The sequence below is a fragment of the uncultured Agitococcus sp. genome (assembly GCF_937920075.1).
Lineage (GTDB): Bacteria > Pseudomonadota > Gammaproteobacteria > Pseudomonadales > Moraxellaceae > Agitococcus.
Genome location: NZ_CALETI010000290.1, coordinates 1 through 2,962 on the forward strand (window position 1 = coordinate 1; position 2,962 = coordinate 2,962).

3 protein-coding genes and 2 pseudogenes are annotated in these 2,962 nt (G+C 42.7%); all 5 read right to left on the reverse strand.

What is annotated here, in order from left to right; translation table 11 throughout:
• A pseudogene (locus Q0212_RS10105) lies at nt 1-537 on the reverse strand (hypothetical protein); the annotation flags it as partial.
• Nucleotides 538-540: 3 nt separating this feature from the next.
• Nucleotides 541-978 (reverse strand): protein TolR, encoded by a 438-nt coding sequence (gene tolR / locus Q0212_RS10110; protein ID WP_297925049.1) that lies wholly within the window; start codon nt 976-978, stop codon nt 541-543.
• A gap of 29 nt (nt 979-1,007) precedes the next feature.
• Nucleotides 1,008-1,649 (reverse strand): annotated as a pseudogene (tolQ, locus tag Q0212_RS10115) (protein TolQ); the annotation flags it as partial.
• A 5-nt stretch (nt 1,650-1,654) separates the two neighbouring features.
• Nucleotides 1,655-2,047, reverse strand: coding sequence for a tol-pal system-associated acyl-CoA thioesterase (gene ybgC / locus Q0212_RS10120; RefSeq protein ID WP_297925054.1), 393 nt, complete (start codon nt 2,045-2,047; stop codon nt 1,655-1,657).
• Nucleotides 2,047-2,962: Holliday junction branch migration DNA helicase RuvB (gene ruvB, locus Q0212_RS10125; protein WP_297925056.1), on the reverse strand; the 916-nt coding region annotated here is incomplete at its 5' end. The genes ruvB and ybgC, both read right to left, overlap by 1 nt.

The following is a 2,962-nucleotide window of genomic DNA, read 5'->3' on the forward strand; positions in this document are numbered from 1 at the left end:
TTTAGCTTCTTTATCAGCCTTTTCTTTGGCTAATTTTTCTTCTTTAGCTTTGGCTTCTTTATCAGCTTTTTCTTTGGCGAGTTTCTCTTCTTTAGCTTTGGCTTCTTTATCAGCCTTTTCTTTGGCGAGTTTATCTTCTTTGGCGAGTTTATCTTCTTTGGCTTTAGCTTCTTTATCGGCTTTTTCTTTGGCGAGTTTATCTTCTTTAGCTTTGGCTTCTTTATCAGCTTTTTCTTTGGCTAATTTTTCTTCTTTGTCAGCTTGCAGTTGTTGAGCAGCAATCGCCGCAGCGTCAATGACTGGCTCACTTGGTTCAATAGGCAATTCTTCGCTAGGGGTAGCTTCTTCTATGGGTTGCTGCTCAATGCTGGGGGGCGGTGCTAAACTCTCTTTAGTCACCAATGTCGCTTGAATAGCAGGTGTAGGCGGTGGCAACTCGGGCACAAAATGGCCAGAAAAAATCCACAGCGCAGCAATGATTGCCACATGCAATAACAGTGATTGAACAAAAGGGCTATGCAAATAACGACTAATCATAAGTTACTGATCTTGTGGCGGTTCAGTGAGGAGGCCAACACGGATGATTTGTGCTTTTTGTAGAGCGGCCATCAATTTGACCACTTCACCATAAGGCACTTGTGTATCACCATTAATTAATACTTGTAAGTTGGGTTGTTGCTGTTGAGCGGTTAATAAGTGGCTAGTTAACTCGTCTAAGGCCATGCTTTGATTATCGTCTTTGCCTTGTTTTAGCCAATAACTACCGTCCGCTTTAATGCTAACCACCACAGGTTCTTCACTATTCACTTGAATGGTTTCGCTGGCCACTTTGGGGAGCTCAACTTTTACACCTTGCGTGAGCATTGGCGCGGTAATCATAAAAATGACTAATAACACCAACATCACGTCGATATAAGGCACGACGTTCATTTCGGCTAATAAATGGCGTTTAGGGCGTTGAAATGGACTTTGTTCCATGTTTAATAACTGCCTTCACGGTGCAAAATGCCTAAGAACTCATCAGCAAACATACTGTATTTGTTATTTAATACATCACTATTAGCCATAAAATGGTTGTAGGCTAATACCGCAGGAATGGCGGCAAACAAGCCAATGGCGGTGGCAATCAATGCTTCAGCAATACCTGGTGCAACAGTGGCGAGGGTGGCTTGTTGAACTTGAGCCAAGCCAATAAACGAGGTCATAATGCCCCAAACTGTACCAAACAAACCGACATAAGGAGCAGTAGAGGCAATGCTGGCTAAAGCAGGTAATTTACCTTCAAGACGTGTTTGCTCTTGAGATAGGGTAATACGCATGGCACGAGTCACACCTTCCATAATAAAGTCATGTGATGAGCCTTTTTGTTTAAGGCGCATAAATTCTTTAAAACCTGCATAAAATAAGGCTTCTGCGCCTTGTCGGTCGTTATTGTGTTGACTACGCTGATATAAACTACTGAGGTCTGCACCTGACCAAAACTCTTCTTCAAAGTTTTTAAGGTCTTGAGCGGCACGACGATGTACAGTGCGATATTTGGCAATTAATGTCCATGAATACACAGAGGCAGCCACTAAGGACAACATGACTAATTGTACAGGAATGCTGGCATGGCTAATTAAGCCAATTACAGAGAGTTGTTCGGTCATAATGCTTACTTAGTCAATAATTCGGTTAAACGAGTGGGTAAAGCACAGGGTTTTAGGCTATGTTTGGCCACACAAGCAATGTCAATTTCAGCGCGTGATAATAAGGTATCTTGACGATAGATATATTGCTCAAATAGCAAAGAGGCTTTGCCTTGTTTAATAATTTGAGCCGTGACACGCAATTCATCATCCATTTTAGCGGGTTGTTTGTAGTCAATCTGCGCTTTTCGTACAACAAAAAGGTAATCTTCTGTTAATAAATAATGGCCAAAGCCAATATGGCGCAGATATTCGGTGCGGGCGCGCTCCATAAATTTAAGATAATTAACATAATAAACAATGCCAGCCGCATCGGTGTCTTCGATATAAACACGAATATTTAAACTAAACACGGTCATTATGCTTGGCCTGTTAAAGTTTTTAAGCTATCAGGCATGGTCATGCCAAAATTTAAATAGGCTTGAGCAGTCGCAATACGCCCACGCGCAGTACGCATGACCATATTTTGTTGAATTAAATAGGGTTCAACCACATCTTCAAGTGTGCCTGAGTCTTCGGCAATGGAGGCGGCTAAGGCTTCAACGCCTGCTGGCCCACCATTAAACTTTTCCATTAAGGCTAATAAATAACGACGGTCTAAATTATCAAAACCATGTTGGTCAACATCAAGCATATTCAGTGCAGCACACGCCACTTCACCTGTAACAACGCCATTACTTTTTACTTCGGCATAATCACGCACACGACGTAATAAGCGGTTGGCGATACGTGGTGTGCCACGTGAACGCCGCGCAATTTCAACCGCGCCTGCTTCTTCCATAGGAACATTTAATAATCGTGCTGAACGGCTGACAATGGTGCTTAAATCGGCAACATTATAAAACTCTAAACGTTGCACAATGCCAAAACGATCGCGCAGAGGAGAGGTTAACAAACCTGCACGAGTAGTGGCAGCAACAAGAGTAAAAGGGGGTAAGTCTAGTTTGATTGAGCGTGCACCAGGCCCTTCACCAATAACAATATCCAGTTGGTAGTCTTCCATGGCTGGATATAAGATTTCTTCAATAACAGGTGATAAACGATGAATTTCATCAATAAATAACACATCGCCTTCTTCTAAGTTCGTCAGTAGGGCGGCTAAATCACCTGCCTTTTCTAAAACAGGGCCACTGGTCGATTTGAGTTCGCCTTCCATTTCACGAGCAATAATATTGGCAAGGGTGGTTTTTCCCAAACCGGGTGGGCCAAAAATAAGGGTGTGGTCTAAGGCTTCGCCACGTGTTTTGGCGGCATGAATAAAAATTTCCATTTGT

Excerpts from the sequence above, each read along its gene's own strand:
- ybgC (WP_297925054.1), bottom strand. The coding sequence starts at position 2,047 with ATGACCGTGTTTAGTTTAAATATTCGTGTTTATATCGAAGACACCGAT.
- tolR (WP_297925049.1), bottom strand. The coding sequence starts at position 978 with ATGGAACAAAGTCCATTTCAACGCCCTAAACGCCATTTATTAGCCGAA.